Below are 20,439 nucleotides of genomic sequence, written 5' to 3' on the forward strand. Positions count from 1 at the left end.
GAACTAATTTGCCCGTTAATAAGGGATGAAAAAGGTGTGAATTTTCACACCTTTATTATATTTGAGAGAGGAATTTACATAAATATGAAATTAGCAATTTCTTATAATGAGATGGTAAAAGAATTTTTAGGAAAAGTAGAAGGAAGTATTAAAATACCTAAAGATGTTCAAGGAACAGAATTTGGGGTAAAAAGAAAAACTGAACTATTTCCAAATTTGACTCACATTGTAGATTTAATAGGAGCGACTGCAACGTGGTTATATCATATTTCTAAAGAAAAACATATTGTCGTGCTTTATCATGTAAGAGGAAGTTTATTTCCGATTACTATTGAAATTTCTAATTTTCTCTCCTATGAAAGTTTGAATTTACAGATTGAAGAGCAACTGGAACAAATTAAAGAAATGAATGAGGAAGAAATAGAAGAGTTTCAAAACGGTAATACATTATATGAAATGTCACCTATTATTATTGGTGAAACATATTATGAGCTACAAGACACGAATACATTACAATTTGTATTCAGTAAAAATATGCAAAGCGTAGAAATAATATTTAATAGTGTTAATTGGAAAGAGACAACGATTACTCGTTATGCACAACAAATAAAAGGTGTTTTAATCAATACATTACAAAATAATAATAATTATATAAATGATTTTAATGTTATTACAGAGGCCGAGATGGCACTTTATAGTCAAGTGAATGATACGACAGCAGTATATCCTGAGAAAAGTATCGTCGATATGTTCTATAATACTGTTACTCAATTTCCAAATCGTATAGCTTTATCTTCAAGGGAAGGTACTTTAACTTATGAGGAGCTAAATAAAAAAAGTAATCAAATAGCTCATATGTTAATTAAAAACGGCGTCCAATTAGGAGACTATGTTGGAATATTTATGAAACGTAGCATAGACACAGTAGTAAGTATGGTAGCTATATTAAAAGCTGGTGCAGCGTATGTTCCGATTGATCCAGATTATCCGGAAAGTAGAATACAGTACATTATTCAAGATAGCCAAGCGAAAGTTATATTGATGAAAGAGACGCCTATAACATGTGATGGGGTTCAAACAGTTTCAATGTATGATAGTGAAACTTGTGAAGATATAGATGTAAAGTTGTCTATTCATTGTGATGATGTAGCTTATATGATTTATACATCTGGTTCAACAGGGAATCCAAAGGGAACGATGTTAGCACATAGAGGCGTTGTTAATCTGTACATTTGGATGCAAAAGCAATATGAATTGACAGAAGAGGATGTATTTGCCCAATTTCCTTCCTTTAGTTTCGATGCTTCTGTATGGGAGTCATTTGCTTCTTTATTCTGTGGAGGAAACTTGTATGTATTATTAGAGGAAGAGCGATTGTCTGTAGAAGCATTTGCACATGCAATCTATAAAGTGAAAGCAACTTCGATCTTGGCATTAGCAACAATTTTTGTTCGACAAGTAGCAACTTATTTAGCAGAAGAAGATATATATAAGCTAGCTTCCCTAAAAAGAATTGCGATTGGCGGTGAAATGTTGCCTGTAGAGGTTATTAAATTGTGGAGAGAAAGAATAGGTACAAATGTTGAAATTCATAATGTATACGGACCGACAGAATGTACAGTAGTGACGACAACTTATAAAATACCTAGTCAGTTAAATGAGGATGTTGCGAGTATTCCCATTGGTAAACCATGTTCTAATTATCAAGTTATGATTTTGGATGAGAATATGAATCTTTGTCCAATTGGTGTACCTGGTGAATTATATATAGATTCAGTAGGATTAGCAAAAGGGTATTTTAATAAACCTAATAAAACAATTGAAGCTTTTATTCCGAACCCTTTTAATCCTATAGTTAATATATATAAAACAGGTGATATTGTTAAGTTGCTAGAGGATGGAAATATAGAGTTTTTACATCGGAAAGATGATCAAGTAAAAATTAGAGGACATCGTATTGAACTAGGAGAAATCCAAAGTAAAATTTCTCAAAATCATAATATAAAAGAAAATGCTGTTTTTGCTAAGAAGAGTAAGGAAGGTAGCCAATATTTAATCGCGTTCTATACAACTTTAAATAAAAAAGAAATACCAGAATTAGTTTATCAGTTACAAGAGCAATTACCAGATTATATGGTGCCATCTAAACTAATTTATATTAATGAATTACCACTTACACCTAATAAAAAGATTGATGTTAAGAAGTTAGCTCAGTTAGAAGAAAAGTATGAACCGGTTCGTCTACAAGAATATGTTGCACCTTCTAATAAAGCAGAAAAACAAATAGCGCGCGCTTGGGCGGAAGTATTAGGAATTTCAAAAGTTGGAGTGCATGATGATTTCTTTACAATTGGTGGACATTCATTGAAAGTATTACGAGTCTTAACATTGTTAAAAGAAGATTTCTCACATTTAACAATTCAAGATTTCTTTAAAGAAAGAACGATATATGGATTAGCTCGAATTGAGCGAGAAGTAAAAGTAGAGAAAGAAGAAGTATTTCGTGAATATAAAGTGATTCACGAACCGGATACTATTACGTATGCAAACGTTTTGGAAGAAACCCAGATTTCAAATGTCTTTTTAACAGGAGCTACTGGTTATTTAGGATCACACATATTATATGAATTGCTGAGAGATACATCTGCTACTATTTATTGTTTAGTAAGACCAACCAAAGATGTGCAGCAAAGAATTATAGATACATTAACAGCTTACTTTAATGATATATGTGAAGAATGGTTACAGCGTATACAGGCCGTAGCTGGTGATCTGGGAGAAGAGTATCTTGGGATGAGCGAAGAAGAATTTATGTTCATCAGTTCTAAGATGGATACGATAATTCATTGCGGTGCAGATGTAAGACATTTTGGAGATGTAAAACAATTTGAAAATATAAATGTCCAAGGAACTAGCCGTATGCTAGCATTAGTGGAAAAAGATGCTACATTCCATTTTATTTCTACGATTGGTATCCCGTTAGAATTAGCAGTAGATCAATGGGATACATACATGAAAACTGGTGATTTTAATTACAGTGTAGACTTAGAGAATGTATATTCAAATAGTAAACTACAAGCGGAAAACATTGTTCGTGAAGCAATGAAAAATGGTTTGCGTGGAAATATTTATCGTGCAGGTAATTTAGCATGTCATTCAGAAACAGGTTCGTTCCAACAAAATATTGAAGGAAACGCATTTTATCGTCTTATTAAAACAATGCTATTAATTGGAAAAGCACCAAATGTGAAGTGGAAAGTTGATTTCACACCAATTGATTTTGCTAGTAAATCAATTGTAACGTATGTACAAGATTCACAAATAGATGGAGAAACATTGCACATCTGTCATCCACATCAAATTGAGTTTGAACAATTTATACAGCTAATTGGAGAGTGTGGATACAATCTTGAACTGGTTACACTTTCAGAATATGAAAATGCCGGACTTGAATTAGCAAAGGGAAATGAAGTAATAGCAGAGTTAATTGCTTCTCAAGTTGCAGGAGATGGAGCGCAGCAATCTGAAATTGTAATGGGTACGCGTAGAACGAATGAATGGATTAAGAAAAAAGAATTGAAAGTACCAGCAATTAATAAAGAATTTATACAGCAGTTATTAGCTCATGGTGAAAAAGTTGGTTATTTTCCAAAAATAATGAAATGATTATGCATGCTTTTGTTTGTTCAATAAAATAAATCATGCTACAATGAAAACGAATTAAGGACCGGGGAGCCAATTGGCTGAGAGGATGTAAGTAAACATCGACCCTCAACCTGATCTGGATAATGCCAGCGTAGGGAGTTACTTAAAGTGATGTAGCATATGTTATTCTATAATAACTTGCATACAAGGCTTTCCTACGCAGTAGGAAAGCCTTTTCTTATTTTTGAAATTTAATTTTATAAGGGGGATTTTATTATGTCACAACAAGTTACAATGTCATTTTCAGTAGTACCACAAGCGAAAACGAAAGATGTATATTCTGTTGTCGATAAAGCAATTGAAGTTGTGCAACAATCGGGAGTTCGTTATGAAGTAGGGGCAATGGAAACAACTTTGGAAGGAGAATTAGATGTACTTCTTGATGTCGTTAAACGTGCACAACAAGCTTGCGTCGATGCTGGAGCAGAAGAAGTGATTACTTCTATTAAAATCCATTATCGTCCAAGCACTGGTGTAACGATAGATGAAAAGGTTTGGAAGTACCGTGATGAATATGCAAAACCAGAAGCAATCTAAACTTATTACAACTATTTGGCTTATCCTTCTCATTGCGATATGGGAAGGATCTGTTTCATTATTTAAAATCGAACCGTGGATTTTACCAAAGCCTTCTGCCATTGTTCAAGAATTAATTGGGATGAAAGATTTACTATTACCAAATACGATGCAAACACTGCAGGAAGTTATAATTGGACTATTCTTTGCAATTTTATTGGGGACGAGCATCGCAATTATTATGGACGTTATACCGTTATTTCGTATTTTAATAAATCCATTGCTCGTTATTTCGCAAACAATTCCAATTGTTGTACTTGCACCACTATTTATTATTTGGTTTGGATATGGGATGTTGCCGAAAGTAATGGTCGTAATACTCGTTTGTTTCTTCCCAATTGCGCTTAGTATTTTAGAAGGTTTTCAAACAGTAGATAAAAACATGTTGAAGCTGTTACAAACAATGAAGGCGACGAAATGGCAAGTTTACCAGAAAGTAAAATTTCCAGCAGTGCTTCCATACTTTTTCTCAGGCTTAAAAATTGCAGTTACATATAGCGTAATGGGGGCAATTATCGGAGAATGGCTCGGTGCAAGTGAAGGATTAGGCGTTATGCTTACGAGGGCTACAAAATCATTTTTGACTGCTCGAGTATTTGGTGTTGCAGCAATCATCGTTATGGTGACATTGTGCCTGTATTTTATCGTAGAGTTTATGGCAAGAATAACAGCACCATGGATATATAGAAAGGACGGCAGAAAATGAAAAAAGGTTTGAAAGTTATGTTAGCTGCCTTATTAGCGGTAGGTGTGGCTGGATGTAATCCGGCGAAGAAAGAAGAAAGTGCAAGTAAAGATCAAAAAGTAAAAGTAGTATTAGATTGGTTTCCAAATACGAATCATACTGGCTTATATGTAGCACAAACGAAAGATTATTACAAAAAGCAAGGATTAGATGTAGAAATTATTCAACCGGGTGACAATGTAACAGCAGAGCAAATGATAGCATCAGGAAAAGCAGACTTCGCAATAAGCGCACAAGAAAATGTAACATTAGCTCGTGTGGAAGGAATTCCTGTTGTATCTGTAGGAGCGATTATTCAGCATAACACTTCAGCGTTTGCATCGCTTAAGAAAGATAATATGACGTCACCGAAAGATTTTGAAGGTAAACGTTATGGCGGCTGGGGAGGACCAGCGGAAGAAGCGACATTAAAGACGATTATGGATAAGCATCAAGCTGATTTTAATAAAGTTGAAAAAATCATCTTAGGACAAACAGATTTCTTTAAATCAATCGGTCGTGATGCAGATTTCGAATGGATTTATTACGGTTGGGATGGTATTGAAGCGAAGCGCCAAGGAAAAGAGTTAAATACGATTATGGTGAAGGACTTAGATCCAGCGCTTGATTTCTATAGTCCTGTTATTATTACGAGTGAAAAACATACGAAGCAAGATAAAGACTTTGTGAAAAAGTTTATGAGTGCAACAACAGAAGGTTATAATTTTGCAATTAAGGAACCGAAAGAAGCTGCTGATATTCTAATTAAAGCTGTTCCAGATGTAAATAAAGATTTAGTTCAAGAAAGCCAGAAATGGTTAAGTACGAAGTATCAAGATGATGCGAAAGCATGGGGAGTACAGAAGGAAGAAATTTGGACGAATTACATGAATTTCTTATATGACAACAAAGTTATTAAAAAGAAAATCGATGTAAAAGATGCTTTTACAAATGAATTCCTTCCAAGTGAAAAATGAGCGGATTACAAATAAAAAATATAGTGAAATCTTTCGACGGAAAGAATGTATTAGAGAATATTAGTGCCTCTATACAAGAGGGAGAGTTTGTTTCCTTTGTAGGACCGAGTGGTTGCGGGAAAAGCACATTATTAAACATGATTGCAAATGTTGAAAAACCAACAAGCGGGAACGTAATGTATAAAGATAAGCAAGTACAAGAGCAAGATGTTGTTAGTTATATGCCACAACAAGATTTATTACTACCGTGGCGATCAGCTTTGCAAAATATCGTTCTTCCGTTAGAAATTGAAGGAAAGCCGAAAAAACAAAGGCTGACAGAAGGAATGGAAGCATTAAAGCAGTTCGAACTAGATGAATATGCAGACCATTATCCAGATGAATTGTCTGGTGGTATGCGTCAAAGAATTAGTTTTCTGCGCACATATTTATGTGAAAAGCCAATTATGCTGCTTGATGAGCCTTTTGGAAAGTTAGATGCATTTACAAAAATGGAAGTACATAGCTGGCTTTTAAACTCTTGGCATCAAGAGAAGCAAACAATCGTTATGGTTACACATGACTTAGATGAGGCAATCTTGCTTTCAGATCGCGTATTTATTTTATCTCAAAGACCAGCGTCAATTGTTGGCGAGGTACAAGTGAAATTACCTAGACCGAGAACGATGGATATGTTAACATCACTCGAATTAAAAAAGGATAAAGAAGAGATTTTAAGTGTGTTAGCTCCTTATATGAAAAAATAGAAAAAGCCTTTTAACAGTTGTTAGTATAATTACTGTTAAGAGGCTTTTTTTAGAATATGAAAAGATGGAGAAGGAACAAAAGGGAAAATAGAGAATAGAATATAACAGAGTAGTTTATACTCTTAATATAACAAATGTTAAAGGAGTGAAAGGATAAAATGACTTTATCAACTGTTCTTCAAATGGTTTTAGCTTGATATGGGAGAAGTCTGCCCATTTTTTAAGATTAAGCTAAATTGAAGACAGCAGGTAAAGAACCTTAATCCTTTTTTACGATAATATGTAATGGGTAAGGTGTATTCACCTTACCCATTTTTATATGCATAATTAAATAAGGATTCATACTGTTGGTCTCTCTATTTAGCTTATGGACGATAAGTAAAGGAGAGAAAAAAATGAGTATATTAACAGTAGAAAATTTAAGTCATTCGTATGGTGAGAAAACCATCTTATATAATGCATGCTTTCGATTATTAAAGGGGGAGCATGTTGGGTTAGTAGGGAAAAATGGGATTGGAAAATCAACACTGCTAAGAATTTTAACAGGAGAACTTATACATGATGATGGGAACATTGAATGGTTTCCACATGTAAAGGTTGGATTTTTGCAGCAGCATATAGATTTACAAGAAGGAATAACAATTGCAGGATACTTGCAAAGTGCATTTTCTAACTTGTATGCGATTGAATATGAAATGTTAAAAATTGCAGAAGAGATGGCTGAAGCAGTAGAAGTAGAAAAATTGTTAGTAAGGTATGGAGAGTTACAAACTATATTGGAAAACTCTAATTTCTATCAAATTCATACAGAAATTGAAGAAGTGGCAATTGGTTTAGGGCTGTTTGAAATAGGATTGGAAAAGGATTTTTCAAAGTTAAGTGGAGGACAGCGGACAAAGTTATTACTAGGAAAGCTTCTTCTAGAAAAAGCTGATGTTTTATTGCTAGATGAACCAACGAACTATTTAGATACAGCACATATAGAATGGTTGCAATCGTACTTGAAACTGTACGAAAAAGCTTATATTATCATTTCGCATGATGAAGTATTTTTGAACAATATTACGAATGTCATTTACCATCTAGAAGAACGAAAAGTTAAGCGATATGTAGGGGATTATGAAAAGTTTTTACAAAGTTACCAAGTACAAAGGAAACAATTACAATCGGCGTATGTGAAACAACAAAAAGAAATTGCTCAGTTAGAAACATTTATTCAAAAAAATAAGATTCGAAAAGCAAAACAGGCAAAAAGTCGAGAGAAAGTATTGGAGAAAATGCAAAGGGTTGAAAAGGTTAATAATATACCTCGGTCCCGTTTTGCTTTTACTGTTTATAATGAACCAGTAAGTCGTATATTACAGGCTGAGAAACTAAGAGTGGGTTATAGTGAGCCGTTATTTCCAGGCTTGAATTTACAAGTGAAAAAAGGAGAAAAGATAGCTGTTGTTGGTCATAACGGTATTGGAAAAACGACAATGTTAAAGACGTTATTAGGTCAAATAAAGCCGCTAAGCGGTTCAATTTTTGTTGGGGAACGAGTAAATCCTGCTTATTTTGCACAGGAAGAGTTTGCTTCAGAAATAACACCATTAGAGAAAGTTTGGGCAGAGCGACCAGATATGACAAAGAAAGAAGTGCGCCAAGCATTAGCGAAGTGTGGATTGAAAGAAGAACATGTATTAAAACCTATTCATTTATTAAGCGGTGGAGAGCAAACGAAAGTGCGTTTATGTGAACTCATCGCAACGAAAAGCAATGTTTTAATTTTAGACGAACCGACTAATCATTTGGATGTAGAAACTAAGATGGCTTTAAAAGAAGCGTTACAACAATATAAAGGAACGGTTTTAATTGTCTCACATGAACCTTCTTTCTATGAATCGTGGATAACAAAAGTATGGAATATAGAAGAGTGGAATGCTGAACAATATGAATAAAGAAAAGACATTAGCTTTTATGAGCTAATGTCTTTTCTTTGTGATTAACATGATTTTCGAGAACTCTTACATGAGAATTGTATGAAGAAGCACTCTTATGGTGCGCTTATAAGCGTGCTTTTTCTTTTGTTATATTTATAATAATACGAAAGCCTTTCCCTAACAGGTGACTATCTTTCTTTATATATATAGATAGTTCAAAGTGGAATGAAAATAATTCCTATATGTAAAGAATAATGTGGATATTATAGGAAGACAATAGAAATTAAAGGAAATTCATGTAAAATTCAAATTAACTTCATATCAACTTCATATTAGAAATTAATTATAATAGGTTATTGTGATGCTTTTTATTTTTCATAAAATTAAAAGTTTGAATTTAGGAGGTATTGCTCAAACCTAAATTCAAACTTTAGTGAAATAATTAATGGATATTACGTCTAGTTTTCGCTAATGACGGCATTTAAAAGTTCGGCAGGATTACCTGTTCCTGCACCACCAATTGTAATAGATCCGCCAGGAGGAATTTCGCCATTCCATCCTGCGTTCGTAATTACATAATGATTATTTGTTTTACTATTAATTTTAGAATCCCAAACTTGTGTTAAATTGCCGCTATAATCAAATTCTAATTTCCAATTTTTAATAGGGGTCGTTCCATTATTTTTGATTATAATCGAGAAGTTATAACCGCTGCCCCAATTCGAAGTGACTGAAAATGTAGCAGTGCCATTTCCATCAGGAGGTGTCGTATTAGCTTCATCTGTTTTGACAGTAAGAGCGGTAGGTTGTGATTTATTTCCAGTAGCATCTTTGGCAATTACTGAAAATGTGTATTCCGTATTAGGTTTTAAGTTTTTAATTGTAATGCTATTTGTTGTTGCACTCCATTTTTCTTCTCCGGCAGTAATTTCGTATTCAGTAACGCCTACGTTATCAGTGGATGCAGTCCAACTTAATTGAACTGAGCTTGAATTTTTATTCGTAACTACAATATTTTTAACATTTGTTGGTGGCTCAGTATCTTTTTGACTAATAGGTCCACCAAGTAATTCTTTTACTAGCGTATCAAGTAATTTTGGACCACTACAACTATATTTTGGACTTGTACGGCAATCCCCGCTTAGTTCCCAAAACATTGCTCCACTTAAACCCTTCGTCTTTATATAGTCTGTTTTATATTCCATAGATTCATTGTCATCGTAGCTAATAAATGTGCCTGTAGTCGCATTATATAAGTAAGGTACTTTAGCTGTGTCATTCCAGTAGCGTACAAAACCATTTTTATTAACGTAATTGGCTGCTAAATCACCGTAATCATACACACCTGTGTCACCGGTAGAATAATCATCCCAAGTACCTTTAGAAGCAAGTTTCCCATCACTACCTGGTTTGCAAGGTTGATATTGTCCGTTATTTTCTTTTCCACAACTTTTCCAGCCACGTCCGTAAAAAGGTACGCCTAATACTAGTTTATCCACTGGAACACCTTCATTGGTATAAACGTCTATAGCACCATCTACGTAAAAATTCGTATTTGCTGCTGGGTCATTTGGATCCTTGTATAGAGCTGCATTATGATTAGAAGTAGCTTCCCATCCACCGTGGAAATCATATGTCATAATATTAATCCAATCGAGTATTTGAGAAATTTTCTTTAGCTCTGTATGATCAGCGTAGCGTTGACTTGCACCTGACGCGATTGTTAGTAAATATTGTTTGCCATCTTCAGCACCTGCTTTATTCAAAGCATTTCGGACGTCTTGAAGAAGAAGAGTGAAATTTTGTTTATCTTCAGGACGATAACTACCACCAGGAATTGTTTCAACGCCCGGATATTCCCAGTCTAAATCTACGCCATCAAATCCATATGCGCGAAGAAAAGCTACTGTAGATTCGGCAAATACTTTTCTTGTCTTTTCATCAGCGGCCATATCAGAAAAGCGGTTAGACCAAGTCCAGCCACCAACGGAAATTATTGTTTTTAAATGAGGATATTTAGCTTTTAATCGTTTTAGTTCTCCGAAATTTCCGCAACGGGCATATTTATCGCAATCTTCCCAAGTTGTACCTGAGCCAGGATACGATTTGGTAACATCAGCCCATGGTTCACCGAGTACGAGAGTACCATTAGGAACCTCTTTATTTTGCAATGGTACACCAGATTCTTTACAGTTCCACGTTTGTTTATTTGGATTATCCGGATGGGTAGAAGGATTTCCATGTTTTCCATTCCAACAAATATCCGCGAAAGCATAGTTAAGGTGAGTAAGTTTTGATGCATCAATGTCAGCAACTTGATAATTACGTCCGTAAACGCCCCACGAAGGAAAGTACCCAACAATTTTTTGACTTTGCTTTGGTGAATCTGCTAATGCGAGATTTGGAGTAATAAAATTTGTGAGAAAAAGAGGTAAGAAAAGTAGTAGAGATAGTAATAGCAGTGTGAATTTTTGAGACCTCATAGCCATTTCTCCTTTCAAAATAAAAGATATATTTAAAGGCATACGCCAATAAATCAAAATGAATCTAGACGTATGAAACGTCTAGATAAAATGATCAGACATCACGAAGTCTATACAAGGGAGCTGGGGGTGATTAAATCGTAACAAATGTAAGATTTAGTGTAAACGCTTTATTAAGTTGAAAAAGACTTTCTCAATACAAAAAGGCTTGAATACAAACTATATATGAAAACGAAAGGTCGGTATGGGAGGAAATAGCTCATTATAAATAAATTTGAGAAAAAATTGTATGGAGCCAATTATTAAAGACGTAGAAAGATAAGGAAATATCATGTAAAATAATAGTAAAAATATGTAAAGGAGGGAATAGTGTGGATGTGTTTTTGAACATTGCTGAAGAAAAAATTCGCCAAGCAATACGGAATGGTGATCTTGATTATCTTCCGGGAAAAGGAAAACCACTACAATTAGAAGATTTTTCAATGGTACCTCCAGAACTTAGAATGAGTTATAAAATTTTAAAAAATGCGGGAATGATTCCACCAGAGATGGAACTACAAAAAGATATATTAAAAATAGAGGATCTAATTGCCTGCTGTTATGATGAAGAAGAGAGAAAGAAATTACGAGAAGAGTTAACAATAAAAACGTTACGTTTTCAGCAGGTAATGGAAAAGAGAAAGATTAAAGATAGTTCAGCTTTTCGTATGTATCAAGACAAAGTATTTCGTAAATTACGCTAAGAGGGATAAGATGACTACATTTAAAACGATAGAAGAAATAGCGACCTATATCGAAGAACAACAATTGGTACTTCTGTTTATTAAAACGGAAAATTGTGGTGTTTGTGATGTTATGCTAAGAAAAGTAAATTGCGTATTAGAGAATTATGATTACGTAGAGAAAATAGAGATATTACTACAAGACATGCAAGAGATTGCGGGGCGATATGCCGTATTTACAGGACCGACAATTTTATTATTTTATAATGGAAAAGAGATCCTTCGAGAATCGCGCTTCATTTCACTTGAAAATCTAGAGAGAACCATTCAATTATTCGAGGAATAAGGGAGGCTTTTATATGGAATTTATTATCGTCATACTATTATTTGTTGTAGTTGGAATAATCGTAACAGCAGTTCGATCGAACAAAAAGAAGGTAAATCTTACAAAACAAAATAACATCCATAATTCATCTAACAGCTCATCACCATTATTTTTCTTTGCTGGATCTGATAATGATAGCTCGCATGATGGCGGTTCACATGATTGTGGAGGGTCTTTTGGGGGAGATAGCGGGGGAAGCTGCGGTGGTGGTGATTGATGAAAATGCGCCTTATATAGGCGTATTTCTTTTTAAACAAACGTTTGATTAGTTGGCTTACATATGCATAAACACAGTTAAACAAACGTTTGATTAATATTTTTAACATACTAAGGGGAATGGAAATGAAAAGGGAACCGAGAGTGAAAAATAAGGGGAAAGTAGTGTTATTTTTATTAGCTGCGGGAGGCGTATTTCTTGTTAAATTAACATTTAAATTTGGAACAATACATATGATTCGAACTTGGTTTGAAAGTACATTTTCTTAAATAAGGAATATAGCCTCTTGCGATAGAGGTTTTTGATTTGTTATTATTAGACTGAACGGTCGGTTTAAAGAGGTGTGAATATGAGAAGAAGCGCAGAAGAGATAAAGAAAGAAATTGCATATAAAGCAGAAAGTCTATTTTCACAGAAGGGCTACGCAGCTACATCTATGGAAGAGATTTGTGAAATTACAGAGCGAAGTAAAGGAAGTATTTATTATCACTTTAAAAGTAAAGAAGAATTATTTTTATTTGTAGTGAAACAGCATACGTATGATTGGGTTGAAAAATGGAATGAAAAAGAGAAGTTGTATAGTACTAGTACTGAAAAACTATATGGTCTCGCGGAATATCATGTAGAGGACATACAGCAACCAATTTCAAATGCAATAGAGGAATTCTCTATGAGCCAAGTTGTAAGTAAAGAGATTCTGGATGAACTGTTAGCTTTAACTAGAGAATCATATGTTATGTTTGAGAAATTAATTGAAGCAGGTATACAGTCTGGAGAGTTCCGTGAAGATAATACTCGTGATCTTATGTATATTGTGAACGGATTATTATCAGGGCTTGGAGTACTTTACTACGAGTTAGATTATAAAGAGCTGAAACGTATTTATAAAAAGGCAATAGATGTATTGTTAAAAGGAATGGCAGCTGAATAATAAGTCAGTTGCTTTTCTTACAAAACAAATTAGACCGAACGGTCGGTTTATGGAAGGGGAATGAAAGTGAAAGCTTTATTTAAAAACCGAGCATTTATGCTCGTTATGGCATCTGATATTTTACAACAATTTGCAATTTGGATCAGAAATATGGCTCTTTTATATTTCATAATGGAGCGGACAAATAATGATCCAGTTTCAGTGTCTCTATTATCTGTCATGGAGTATGCACCTATCTTTATTTTCTCGTTCATTGGTGGTGCATTAGCAGATCGCTGGAATCCGAAAAGAACAATGGTCGCTGGAGATGTGTTGAGTGTACTGTCTATTATAGGAATTGTCCTGTTGTTAAAGCTGGATTATTGGCAGGCTATATTTTTTGCAACACTCATTTCCGCGATTGTAGGTCAGTTTTCTCAGCCCTCATCTTCGCGTATATTTAAGCGCTATGTAAAAGAAGAAGAGGTAGCAAATGCGATTGCATTTAACCAAACATTACAGTCATTATTTCTAATTTTTGGGCCAGTGGTAGGATCGCTTGTGTATACACAACTTGGTTTATTTACGTCACTATATAGCTTAATCATTTTATTTTTGTTATCTGCTATCGCCCTTTCATTTTTACCAAAATGGGTTGAAAAAGAGAAAGTGGCAAGAGATTCATTAAAAAATGATATAAAAGAAGGATGGAAATACGTTCTTCACACGAAAAATTTACGTATGATTACGATCACTTTTACTATTATGGGTTTAGCTGTTGGATTAACGAATCCATTAGAAGTATTCCTTGTAATTGAACGTTTAGGCATGGAAAAAGAAGCTGTTCAATATTTAGCAGCAGCTGATGGAATAGGTATGTTAATCGGTGGTATTGTTGCTGCAGTTTTCGCTTCAAAAGTGAATCCGAAAAAGATGTTCGTATTCGGTATGAGCATATTAGCGATGTCATTTTTAGTAGAAGGGCTATCTACATCATTTTGGATTACTAGTTTCATGAGATTTGGAACAGGTATTTGTTTAGCTTGTGTTAATATCGTTGTCGGTACGCTTATGATTCAACTTGTACCAGAAAATATGGTTGGAAGAGTAAACGGGACGATTTTACCACTGTTTATGGGGGCAATGCTAATTGGAACTTCACTAGCTGGAGGATTAAAGGAACTAACTTCACTAGTTATTGTGTTTTGTATAGCAATGGCACTTGTTTTATTAGCGATAGGGCCAGTTCTACGTATGCAAATAAAGAAAGAAGATGTCGTTAATAAAGAGAAACTAACAAATTCGTTAGCTTCGAAATAACTATTTTAAGGGAGCAAAATTGCTCCCTTTTTCTTTGAGGAACTTTTGACAACTATATGAGCCAATTATATACTGATGTTGTAAAAACGATTTTACAGGTTAGGAGCAATGGTGTGAAAAATCAAATCTATGAATTACGCACTGAAAATAATATTTCACAAGGCGCATTAGCTGATAAATGCAAGGTTTCTAGACAGACGATAAATGCAATTGAGAATAATAAATATGATCCAAGCTTAGCGTTAGCATTCCGTTTAGCTGAAGTATTAGGAACAACTGTTGATAAATTATTTTTGTACAAGCAGTAGAGTCGTTTATTATAAGGCGCACCGTTAAAAATAAAAAAGATCCTCTTCTCATGAGAAGAGGATCTTTTCTTATAGTGTTTTAGTCTTTGGACTAGTTGGTGTAACGGATGTATTATTTTCTGGAACTCTAGTTAATAAGAATCCACCGATAATAAACAGAACAATAATACTAAGAACACCAGCGTTTGTTTTTCCTGTTAATTGCGTTGTAACACCGACTAATACCGGGCCCATAATTGCGGCGAACTTACCAAAGATATTATAAAATCCGAAGAATTCATTAGCAGATTCTTTTGGTACTAGTTTTGCAAAGTATGAACGACTTAGTGCTTGAATACCACCTTGAGATGTAGCAACTAACATTGCTAAAATCCAAAAATCAAGTGTCGTTTTTAAGAAATAAGCATATATGCAAATGATGATATAAATAATGATACCGACATATAGCATTTTTTTACCTGTAAATGTTGCTGATAATTTTCCATATAATAAAGCAAATGGACAAGCGACAATTTGTGTTACAAATAATATGATTAATAGATTCGTTGCACTGATACCGAGATCTGTTCCGTAAGCGGTGGACATGGTAATAATTGTATCGACCCCATCAATATAGAAAAAGTAAGCGATTAGGAACATGAATACAGTTTTATATTCTTTAATATTTTTAAAAGTAGCAGCAAGGCGTTTGAAGCTCATTGTAATTGGTCTAGGGTGACGTTCAATATAGTGCTTTTGCTCTACGTTTTTTAGCATTGGAATCGTAAATAACCCCCACCAAAGAGCTGTTATCGCAAATGAAATTTGACTAGCAATACCAACAGATAAAGGGATAGTTCCTTTTTGAGAAAGAATAATAAGAGCGATACAACCGATGAAAGGAATAGTACTCCCAATATAGCCTAATGCGAAACCTCGCGTAGAAATTCGATCCATTCTATCTTCAGAAGTGACATCTACTAAAAATGCATCATAAAAAATGTTTGCTCCAGCAAAACCGACTAAGGCGAGCATATAGCATCCTAATAATAAGTACCACTGAGATGTTGGAACGACTGCTAACATACTTGTAAATACGATACCGAGTCCAAAGAAGAATGTGAAAAATCGTTTTTTAAATCCTTTATAATCAGCAACTGTGCCGAGGATAGGAGCAAGTATAGAAATTAAAAGTGTAGCGAACGAGTTTGCATATCCCCAATATGCTGTTGAAGTTGCCCCGGATAGTCCAGCTTCTTTTGCAGCTGCTTTAAAGTAAATTGGAAATAATGCAGTTGTAATGACGAGCGAATATACCGAGTTCGCCCAATCGTATAATATCCAGCTTTTTTCTTGTCTGGACATTTTTTTCATATAATGTTCCCCCTTAAATTTGTTTTACTAACAGTGTACAAAAATAAAAATTATAAAAAGAGAAACAGTGATGAATTTTACATAACTTTTACATATATACACAGTTCTTTACAATTGGAGTAAATCCTCTACAATTGCTCCGTCTGTTTCGCCTAAGTGTAAACCGAGTAGTCTAGCGATAGTTGGACCTTCATCAATAAGTCTCATATACGGGACGGTAACGCCGGTTTTTATTCCTTTTCCAGCAGCGATAAAAATTGTTTCATAGTTAGGTTTTGTTGGAGAGTATCCATGCGTACCAAATGTATATTTTTTACTAGGCGTAACATCTTTTTCAGTAATTTCTTTTATAAAATCTCCTGTATAGTTTTCAGTGAAATAATACCCCTCTTGCGCTTCTAACATAAATAAACAATTACCATCTGCACCGCAGTCTTTCGCAGCTTCATCATGAAGTATAAATTCAATTCCATTCTGTTTATTTTGCAGCAGTTCTTCAAGGAGTAGTTGTACTTCTCGAATTGTATCCGTATCATTTTTGTCTTTCACATATACATAGGCAGAGCCATCACAACTTTGGCAATAGGCTTTCCAGTCTACTAATTTGCCTTTTTTATTAAGAGATATAAGTCCTCTTTGATGGAATAGCACATTTAATTGGATGGATTTGTTTTCACTTAAAGCGCTATGATCACCAAGGGCAATAATTGTACTTTCTTCGTATAGATCACTGTCTTTTAAAGTTTGAATAATTTTCCCTAGCCGCTCATCATGTCTATGAATTGCAGCTATTGTTTCGTTAGATTCAAAGCCATGATAATGTCTTTGCGTGTCTAAATCAGTGAAATGTACGAACATAACATTAGGCTTTTTCGTCTGAATGGTGTGTACAGCAGAGGCGAGGACGAAATCATCCAGCTCTGGTTGTGATAAACCATTTCTTATATGGCCGAAACGACGATTTAAATCTAATTGGTATAGTGGGCTACCGCTAAATAAGGAAACTAACACTTGATTTTGCCACGGTCTATTGGGGAAAATTTCTGGTAAATTGTAATCAATGTTTGCTCTCCCAGTAACAGGCCATAGAAGGGCAGCTGTCGTTAAATTTGCTTTACGCGCTTCATCATACAATGTTGTTCCTTTTATCGATTTTCGGTACCAATGCCAATCAGGTGATTCACGTCCTGGTTGAAGTAACGTATTACTAACAACACCGTGCTTGTTAGGATAATTACCGGTTACGATTGTTGAGTGGCTTGGATATGTTACAGAAGGATAAATTGGTTCTACTTTTTCGACAACCGTGCCCTTTTTTATTAGAGATTGGAAATGAGGTAGTTTTTGTAGTATAGGAAAATCTAAAGCTGATAAACAGTCGAATGATAAAATAATGACACGATTAGTTAATGCTTTATCCATAAAGTAATCCTCCTAATTATATAAAACCTATTCTTATATATTACTATTAATACCTAGTAATAAAAATATGTTTTCGAATAAAATTCATTGTTTATTTTCAGAAAAATTAAACATATAATAAGTATAAGGGAATCTACGGACGGAGGGAATAGTATGGACTGGTTAGATGGATTCGGTATATTTTACATCATTGGTGGCATCACAATTCTCCTTGTATTTGCTATTTCATATTTACTAAAGAAACGTTTTCCAGACAAACAGTTTGATATTATATTTGCACTGATTGTAATACTTCTTTGCTTAGCATCATTTCCTGTTACCATGATGGTTATTGGTGGGTGGGAAGGAATGGGATATGGATTTATTGGTTTCTTCGTTCTACTAGGTACACTTATTGGTATGATTGCACATCAACTTGTAAAAATCTCTCGAAAAAGCTACGTATAAAACTGTAAAAAACGAAAAGAATATATAATAATAAGAAAATTAGCTATTGTTTTAAAAAAGAATTTGTATTATGATAATCAACAAATTTATTTCATTATAACGATGAAAAAGGACTAGTACATGTTCAACCTTTTTAGCAGAGAGAGAATCCGCCAGGCTGAAAGATTCTTAAAAAGGCAATATGGAACCTGCCTTTGAGTTCTGCATATGCAGCGGGAATTTCCCGTTATCAAGAAGAGAGCATATACAATTTTTGTGTATGAATCAGGGTGGTAACGCCGGCAAAGCTCGGTCCCTATTTAGGGACGCGGGCTTTTTTGTATTTTCTGGAAGAAGGAGGAAGACTGACTATGGCAAAAGAACAAGTGCAAGCCATTACGAAGATGGAAGAGGACTTTGCGCAGTGGTATACCGATATTGTAAAAAAAGCCGAACTGGTTGATTATTCAAGTGTAAAAGGGTGCATGATTTTACGTCCATATGGTTATGCCTTATGGGAGAATATGCAGAAGGTGATGGATGAGAAGCTAAAAGAAACTGGCCATGAAAATGTATATATGCCAATGTTTATCCCAGAGAGTTTATTGCAAAAAGAGAAGGATCATGTTGAAGGGTTTGCTCCTGAAGTAGCATGGGTTACGCATGGCGGAGATGAAAAGTTAGCGGAAAGACTTTGTGTACGTCCTACATCTGAAACTTTATTCTGTGAGCATTTTTCAAAAATTGTGCAATCCTATAATGATTTGCCAAAATTATACAACCAGTGGTGTTCAGTAGTTCGTTGGGAGAAGACAACTAGGCCATTCCTTCGTACGACAGAATTTTTATGGCAAGAGGGTCATACAATCCATGAAACAGCAGAAGAATCGCAGGCTGAAACATTAAATATTTTAAACTTATATGCTTCTTTCTGTGAGGATTATTTAGCGATACCAGTTATTAAAGGACAAAAAACAGAAAAAGAGAAGTTTGCTGGAGCAAAGGCAACTTATACAATTGAAAGCTTAATGCATGATGGGAAAGCACTTCAAACAGGAACATCCCATAACTTTGGAACGAATTTCTCTGAAGCATTTGATATTAAATTTTTAGATCGTAACGGTAAGTGGCAATATGTACACCAAACATCTTGGGGTGTATCAACAAGAATGATAGGTGGGCTAATTATGGTTCATAGCGATAATAATGGACTTGTAATGCCACCAAAAGTTGCTCCAGTGCAAGTTGTTATCGTACCAATTGCTCAGCATAAAGAAGGAGTTTTAGCGAAAGCAACAGAGTTACAAGGACATATTCAAAAAGTTGCACGCGTGAAAATAGATGCTAGTAATAAAACACCGGGCTGGAAATTTAATGAGTATGAAATGAAGGGCATTCCAATTCGATTAGAAGTTGGGCCTAAAGATATTGAAAAGAATCAAGTTGTACTTGTAAGAAGAGATACGAAAGAAAAAGAATTTATATCAATGGATCAATTAGAAGAACGTATTCCAGCACTACTTGAGGAAATTCATGACTCTTTATTTAATAAGGCAAAAGTATTTCGCGATGAGAATACGTATAGTGCGACGAATTTTGAAGAGATGAAACAAGTAGCTGATGAAAAGCAAGGATTTATTAAGGCAATGTGGTGCGGAGAATTAGCTTGTGAAGAGAAACTAAAAGAAGAAGTTGGAGTATCTTCACGTTGTATGCCTTTTGAGCAAGAGCATTTAGCTGACGAATGTATTTGTTGTGGTAAAGAAGCTAAACAAATGGTGTATTGGGGAAAAGCGTATTAATAATCCTTCTGATAGGTGATAAAAAGGACTTTAGGCTGCATAATAAAATGCAACCTAAAGTCCTTTTAGTTTTTACAATTTATTTCATGTATTTTTTAGATGGAAGGATGTGTTTTATTTTGCGTTTTTACGGCGAATAAATAGTAACATACCAATTAGGAATGTTGAAAGCCCCATTAAAATAGATGCAGGATAATGTGTTGCCGTATTCGGTAACTTATCGCCTTGTTTTTTCGCATTATCTTTTACATTGCCACCTTGAGAGCCGTTTCCACTGCTATCGCCTTTAACACGGTTACCGCCCTGAGAGCCATTACCACCTTGAGAACTGCTATCGCCTTTAACACGATTACCGCCTTTAGAGCCATTGCCACCAGAGCCATTGCCACCAGAGCCATTGCCACCAGAGCCATTGCCACCAGAACCATTGCCACCAGAGCC

Annotated in this window: 19 protein-coding genes, 1 riboswitch and 1 other annotated feature; of the genes, 15 read left to right on the forward strand and 4 right to left on the reverse strand. The window is 34.7% G+C overall.

All coding sequences use genetic code 11. The annotated features are described in order from the left end of the window. Positions 1 to 84 precede the first annotated feature (84 nt). The 6 genes from DOS87_RS02280 (at position 85) to DOS87_RS02305 (ending at position 8,668) form a co-directional block, all read left to right on the forward strand. Positions 85 to 3,666 carry a non-ribosomal peptide synthetase family protein gene (locus DOS87_RS02280; protein ID WP_098578071.1) on the forward strand — a complete coding sequence of 1,194 codons (3,582 nt, stop codon included), beginning with the start codon at positions 85 to 87 and terminating at the stop codon, positions 3,664 to 3,666. A gap of 52 nt (positions 3,667 to 3,718) precedes the next feature. Next, positions 3,719 to 3,820, forward strand: a riboswitch (TPP riboswitch). Positions 3,821 to 3,921: 101 nt separating this feature from the next. After that, positions 3,922 to 4,242 carry an MTH1187 family thiamine-binding protein gene (locus tag DOS87_RS02285; RefSeq protein WP_000082906.1) on the forward strand — a complete coding sequence of 107 codons (321 nt, stop codon included), beginning with the start codon at positions 3,922 to 3,924 and terminating at the stop codon, positions 4,240 to 4,242. Beyond that, complete coding sequence (locus DOS87_RS02290) at positions 4,214 to 4,987, forward strand: ABC transporter permease (protein WP_001057166.1); 774 nt, start codon at positions 4,214 to 4,216, stop codon at positions 4,985 to 4,987. The genes DOS87_RS02285 and DOS87_RS02290 overlap by 29 nt, the downstream gene beginning before the upstream one ends. Next, positions 4,984 to 5,982 (forward strand): ABC transporter substrate-binding protein, encoded by a 999-nt coding sequence (locus tag DOS87_RS02295; RefSeq protein WP_000715556.1) that lies wholly within the window; start codon positions 4,984 to 4,986, stop codon positions 5,980 to 5,982. Before DOS87_RS02290 ends, DOS87_RS02295 begins: the two co-directional genes overlap by 4 nt. After that, positions 5,979 to 6,728 carry an ABC transporter ATP-binding protein gene (locus DOS87_RS02300; protein ID WP_000016079.1) on the forward strand — a complete coding sequence of 250 codons (750 nt, stop codon included), beginning with the start codon at positions 5,979 to 5,981 and terminating at the stop codon, positions 6,726 to 6,728. Before DOS87_RS02295 ends, DOS87_RS02300 begins: the two co-directional genes overlap by 4 nt. 395 nt (positions 6,729 to 7,123) lie before the next feature. After that, a complete protein-coding gene (locus DOS87_RS02305; protein ID WP_098578070.1) occupies positions 7,124 to 8,668 on the forward strand; it encodes an ABC-F family ATP-binding cassette domain-containing protein in 1,545 nt (514 codons plus the stop codon). Between the two features lie 440 nt (positions 8,669 to 9,108). Here DOS87_RS02305 and DOS87_RS02310 read toward each other — a convergent pair whose 3' ends face one another. Continuing rightward, entirely contained in the window at positions 9,109 to 11,133 is a 2,025-nt protein-coding gene (locus DOS87_RS02310; RefSeq protein ID WP_001257482.1) for a glycosyl hydrolase family 18 protein, read from the reverse strand. 371 nt (positions 11,134 to 11,504) lie between these two features. On the opposite strand from DOS87_RS02310, the gene DOS87_RS02315 reads away from it, so the two are divergent. The 7 genes from DOS87_RS02315 to DOS87_RS02345 all read left to right on the forward strand — a co-directional run bounded on the left by DOS87_RS02315 (position 11,505) and on the right by DOS87_RS02345 (position 14,995). Further along, positions 11,505 to 11,876: a DnaJ family domain-containing protein gene (locus tag DOS87_RS02315; RefSeq protein ID WP_000382370.1), complete on the forward strand. Its 372-nt coding sequence runs from the start codon at positions 11,505 to 11,507 to the stop codon at positions 11,874 to 11,876. A gap of 10 nt (positions 11,877 to 11,886) precedes the next feature. After that, positions 11,887 to 12,201 (forward strand): thioredoxin family protein, encoded by a 315-nt coding sequence (locus DOS87_RS02320; RefSeq protein WP_000206513.1) that lies wholly within the window; start codon positions 11,887 to 11,889, stop codon positions 12,199 to 12,201. Between the two features lie 13 nt (positions 12,202 to 12,214). Next, positions 12,215 to 12,457: a hypothetical protein gene (locus DOS87_RS02325; protein ID WP_000394363.1), complete on the forward strand. Its 243-nt coding sequence runs from the start codon at positions 12,215 to 12,217 to the stop codon at positions 12,455 to 12,457. 125 nt (positions 12,458 to 12,582) lie between these two features. Continuing rightward, positions 12,583 to 12,726, forward strand: a complete 144-nt coding sequence (locus tag DOS87_RS02330; RefSeq protein ID WP_000817987.1) for a hypothetical protein — start codon at positions 12,583 to 12,585, stop codon at positions 12,724 to 12,726. Positions 12,727 to 12,806: 80 nt separating this feature from the next. Continuing rightward, positions 12,807 to 13,388, forward strand: a complete 582-nt coding sequence (locus DOS87_RS02335; RefSeq protein WP_001254448.1) for a TetR/AcrR family transcriptional regulator — start codon at positions 12,807 to 12,809, stop codon at positions 13,386 to 13,388. A 66-nt stretch (positions 13,389 to 13,454) separates the two neighbouring features. After that, positions 13,455 to 14,687, forward strand: a complete 1,233-nt coding sequence (locus DOS87_RS02340) for an MFS transporter (protein ID WP_000645357.1) — start codon at positions 13,455 to 13,457, stop codon at positions 14,685 to 14,687. A gap of 56 nt (positions 14,688 to 14,743) precedes the next feature. After that, on the forward strand, positions 14,744 to 14,995 hold the full coding sequence (locus DOS87_RS02345; RefSeq protein WP_002023181.1) for a helix-turn-helix transcriptional regulator: 252 nt from the start codon (positions 14,744 to 14,746) through the stop codon (positions 14,993 to 14,995). Positions 14,996 to 15,064: 69 nt separating this feature from the next. Here DOS87_RS02345 and DOS87_RS02350 read toward each other — a convergent pair whose 3' ends face one another. Both DOS87_RS02350 and DOS87_RS02355 read right to left on the reverse strand, forming a co-directional pair. Beyond that, on the reverse strand, positions 15,065 to 16,348 hold the full coding sequence (locus DOS87_RS02350) for an MFS transporter (RefSeq protein WP_000738826.1): 1,284 nt from the start codon (positions 16,346 to 16,348) through the stop codon (positions 15,065 to 15,067). 108 nt (positions 16,349 to 16,456) lie between these two features. Beyond that, entirely contained in the window at positions 16,457 to 17,770 is a 1,314-nt protein-coding gene (locus DOS87_RS02355) for an alkaline phosphatase family protein (protein WP_000356443.1), read from the reverse strand. A gap of 153 nt (positions 17,771 to 17,923) precedes the next feature. On the opposite strand from DOS87_RS02355, the gene DOS87_RS02360 reads away from it, so the two are divergent. Both DOS87_RS02360 and proS read left to right on the forward strand, forming a co-directional pair. Next, positions 17,924 to 18,217, forward strand: coding sequence for a YesK-like family protein (locus DOS87_RS02360; RefSeq protein ID WP_000383860.1), 294 nt, complete (start codon positions 17,924 to 17,926; stop codon positions 18,215 to 18,217). A 93-nt stretch (positions 18,218 to 18,310) separates the two neighbouring features. Then, positions 18,311 to 18,517, forward strand: a binding site (T-box leader). A 50-nt stretch (positions 18,518 to 18,567) separates the two neighbouring features. Next, on the forward strand, positions 18,568 to 19,998 hold the full coding sequence (proS, locus tag DOS87_RS02365; RefSeq protein ID WP_001040982.1) for a proline--tRNA ligase: 1,431 nt from the start codon (positions 18,568 to 18,570) through the stop codon (positions 19,996 to 19,998). A 114-nt stretch (positions 19,999 to 20,112) separates the two neighbouring features. On the opposite strand, the gene DOS87_RS02370 is transcribed toward proS, so the two are convergent. Beyond that, positions 20,113 to 20,439: LPXTG cell wall anchor domain-containing protein (locus DOS87_RS02370; RefSeq protein ID WP_151524978.1), on the reverse strand; the 327-nt coding region annotated here is incomplete at its 5' end.

This window comes from Bacillus sp. CR71, from assembly GCF_003429245.1.
Classification (GTDB): Bacteria; Bacillota; Bacilli; order Bacillales; family Bacillaceae_G; genus Bacillus_A; species Bacillus_A thuringiensis_S.

Excerpts from the sequence above, each read along its gene's own strand:
- DOS87_RS02280 (WP_098578071.1), top strand. The coding sequence starts at position 85 with ATGAAATTAGCAATTTCTTATAATGAGATGGTAAAAGAATTTTTAGGA.
- DOS87_RS02285 (WP_000082906.1), top strand. The coding sequence starts at position 3,922 with ATGTCACAACAAGTTACAATGTCATTTTCAGTAGTACCACAAGCGAAA.
- DOS87_RS02290 (WP_001057166.1), top strand. The coding sequence starts at position 4,214 with ATGAATATGCAAAACCAGAAGCAATCTAAACTTATTACAACTATTTGG.
- DOS87_RS02295 (WP_000715556.1), top strand. The coding sequence starts at position 4,984 with ATGAAAAAAGGTTTGAAAGTTATGTTAGCTGCCTTATTAGCGGTAGGT.
- DOS87_RS02300 (WP_000016079.1), top strand. The coding sequence starts at position 5,979 with ATGAGCGGATTACAAATAAAAAATATAGTGAAATCTTTCGACGGAAAG.
- DOS87_RS02305 (WP_098578070.1), top strand. The coding sequence starts at position 7,124 with ATGAGTATATTAACAGTAGAAAATTTAAGTCATTCGTATGGTGAGAAA.
- DOS87_RS02310 (WP_001257482.1), bottom strand. The coding sequence starts at position 11,133 with ATGAGGTCTCAAAAATTCACACTGCTATTACTATCTCTACTACTTTTC.
- DOS87_RS02320 (WP_000206513.1), top strand. The coding sequence starts at position 11,887 with ATGACTACATTTAAAACGATAGAAGAAATAGCGACCTATATCGAAGAA.
- DOS87_RS02325 (WP_000394363.1), top strand. The coding sequence starts at position 12,215 with ATGGAATTTATTATCGTCATACTATTATTTGTTGTAGTTGGAATAATC.
- DOS87_RS02330 (WP_000817987.1), top strand. The coding sequence starts at position 12,583 with ATGAAAAGGGAACCGAGAGTGAAAAATAAGGGGAAAGTAGTGTTATTT.
- DOS87_RS02335 (WP_001254448.1), top strand. The coding sequence starts at position 12,807 with ATGAGAAGAAGCGCAGAAGAGATAAAGAAAGAAATTGCATATAAAGCA.
- DOS87_RS02345 (WP_002023181.1), top strand. The coding sequence starts at position 14,744 with ATGAGCCAATTATATACTGATGTTGTAAAAACGATTTTACAGGTTAGG.
- DOS87_RS02350 (WP_000738826.1), bottom strand. The coding sequence starts at position 16,348 with ATGAAAAAAATGTCCAGACAAGAAAAAAGCTGGATATTATACGATTGG.
- DOS87_RS02355 (WP_000356443.1), bottom strand. The coding sequence starts at position 17,770 with ATGGATAAAGCATTAACTAATCGTGTCATTATTTTATCATTCGACTGT.
- DOS87_RS02360 (WP_000383860.1), top strand. The coding sequence starts at position 17,924 with ATGGACTGGTTAGATGGATTCGGTATATTTTACATCATTGGTGGCATC.
- proS (WP_001040982.1), top strand. The coding sequence starts at position 18,568 with ATGGCAAAAGAACAAGTGCAAGCCATTACGAAGATGGAAGAGGACTTT.